The following is a 1,043-nucleotide window of genomic DNA, read 5'->3' on the forward strand; positions in this document are numbered from 1 at the left end:
ACGACCTCGCGGCTGCTGGTCAGCTGCCCGACAGAAATGGGCTAACTGCAGCTGGCCGATCATACCAGAAGCATGCCGGCCGGAACGAATTGCCACAGGTTCCAGGAAGCGCTTTGAATGATGCCGGACAGGACCTGCTGATCGATATCTTGACTGCTCCTGGCACTACGCAGAAGGCTATTCTTTCCGGAAGGTACGCCGGTGGTCGACAATACATTCGCAGCGACGGTCATGGCGTGGTGTTCGACTCTAGCGGACGCTTCGCATACTTTGGGGTATATCCATGAATCCTAGTCTTAATCCTCCCCCTCAGTCCAAAGCAGACGTGCCGTGCCTGCGTCGGCTCTTCCGAGAACTCGATGGTAGCCCGCTGGTCCGGGTTTGGTACGCGAATCCCAGAGGGGCGCCATGGAGCGCGCGCCAGTACGCGCATGCAGGGTTCCATGAAGTAGACATGGCGATCCGGCTGGAGTTTGAGAGCTCGTCGATTCGGATCGACTGGTCTACGCGGGGGCTAATAGACGGTCTAGCTGTGAGACGGGACCAAATCCTACCTGACTCGTGGGAAGTGGCTGAGGTTAGCTCGGTTCCACCCTGGCCGCATCGCCTCGGGTTACCCCTAGCCGCGGTCGATGTCGCCCACCGCAGTGGAGCACGGGGCACGGGGGCGCTCATCGGACTCCGATTTGTGTTAGGTTCGGCCGATCCGATCGTAGTTTGTTTGGGAGTTATGGACGACCAGCAGCACCCAGTGCACATTCCGGATGGGCTGCTAGCCACCTTCACGAAGAGCGCAACTGAGAGCTATCTGGGATCGTTGAACACAGCAATCGAGTGGCAGCCACTCCTCTGAGCGCGGAAGGGGTATGTCGGAAACTCTGCGTGGGCGGACGGTCGCGCCGCCGCGCGGATGGGTGAAAGCTCCGCCGCCGGCGCTGCTGGCCCTGACGAGTTGATCCGAATGCGTCACTACACCTCCGTCTCGCGGGCGCCCCAGATTATGTCGGACCAGATTCTCCACGGCCGTGACCAAGGCAGGGTCT

1 protein-coding gene is annotated in these 1,043 nt (G+C 60.5%); it reads left to right on the top strand.

Annotated features, from left to right (window positions below):
• The coding region (locus tag CGZ91_RS14525; protein WP_229116434.1) for a hypothetical protein at nucleotides 1-287 on the top strand (287 nt) is incomplete at its 5' end.
• Nucleotides 288-1,043: the final 756 nt, after the last annotated feature.

Origin of the sequence: Parenemella sanctibonifatiensis (genome assembly GCF_002250565.1) — a bacterium.
GTDB lineage: Bacteria > Actinomycetota > Actinomycetes > Propionibacteriales > Propionibacteriaceae > Parenemella > Parenemella sanctibonifatiensis.